The following is a 1173-nucleotide window of genomic DNA, read 5'->3' as shown; positions in this document are numbered from 1 at the left end:
GGAAAGTCTGAAAAACCTGTGCGTTTCGGCGCGATCTGATAGGATTTTGCGGGATGCGACGAGGAGCCCCGCCGATGCCGAAACAGCCCGCCATTCCCGGCCTGCGCGATGCGATGAAGAAGAAGGTGACACGGCGCGAGCAGTTCCTGATGGAGATGGAGGCGGCGGTTCCATGGGGGCGGCTGCTTGCACTCATCGCGCCGCATTACCCCAAGGTCGGACCGAAGGGCGGGCGTCCTCCGATGCCGTTGGAAACGATGCTGCGGGTCTACTTTCTCCAGAACTGGTATGCGCTGAGCGACCCGATGGCCGAGGAAACCCTATACGACAGTGAGGCGATGCGTCGGTTCGCCGGGATCGAACTGGGTGATGATCGCATCCCCGACGAGACCACGGTCCTGAACTTCCGCCACCTGCTGGAGCGGCACGGGCTGACCGAGGCGATCTTCGCGGACGTGAACGCACATCTGGCCGACAAGGGTATCACGCTGCGCTTGGGCACGCTGGTGGACGCGACCATCATCGACGCGCCTTCATCGACCAAGAACAAGGCCAAGGCCCGCGACCCCGAGATGTCGTCCACAAAGAAGGGCAACGACTGGTATTTCGGCATGAAAGCACATGTCGGCGTGGATGCGGACAGCGGCGTGACCCACAGTCTGGAAACCTCGACCGCCAAGGTGCACGACAGCCAGGTCTGGGACGAACTGCTGCACGGCGAAGAAACCTCGGTCTGGGCCGACAAGGGCTATGTCAGCGCCGACCGGGAGGCCGCATTCGCGGGGCCGGGCAAGGTCTGGGGCGTCATGCGCAAGGCCCCGAAGGGTGGCTCGCTGCACCCGGTCGACGAACGGATCAACCGGATCATCGCCATGGTGCGCGCGAAGGTCGAGCATCCTTTCCGCATCATCAAGCGGCAGTTCGGCCACGTGAAGACCCGCTATCGCGGCCTCGCCAAGAACCGCGCCCAGCTGTTCACACTCTTCGCCCTCGGCAACCTGTTTCTGGTGCGACGGAGGCTGATGGTATGAGGACGAGTCTGCCTGAAACCCACGAAAGGGCCGCTCAGGCGGCTCGCAATGCACGAAAACAGTCTACGGACGCAGGTCTTCGGGTGGGACAACGAGTCACGCGGCCATCTTGGCGCAGCCGAAGCCGTTGATCAGACGTTCC

General features: G+C 63.1%; 1 protein-coding gene. It reads left to right on the top strand.

Features of this window, described 5'->3' with window-relative positions:
• Positions 1-74: 74 nt before the first annotated feature.
• A complete protein-coding gene (locus tag RGD00_RS23350) occupies positions 75-1031 on the top strand; it encodes an IS5 family transposase (protein ID WP_310459622.1) in 957 nt (318 codons plus the stop codon).
• The last annotated feature ends 142 nt before the right edge of the window (positions 1032-1173 follow it).

It is taken from the genome of Ruixingdingia sedimenti, from assembly GCF_031432425.1.
Lineage (GTDB): Bacteria > Pseudomonadota > Alphaproteobacteria > Rhodobacterales > Rhodobacteraceae > Ruixingdingia > Ruixingdingia sedimenti.
Note: the sequence above shows the minus strand (reverse complement) of the source record. Positions and strands in the feature narration are given on the sequence as shown.

What these genes read in the sequence shown, in the direction of transcription:
- RGD00_RS23350 (WP_310459622.1), top strand. Translation starts at nt 75, where the DNA reads ATGCCGAAACAGCCCGCCATTCCCGGCCTGCGCGATGCGATGAAGAAG.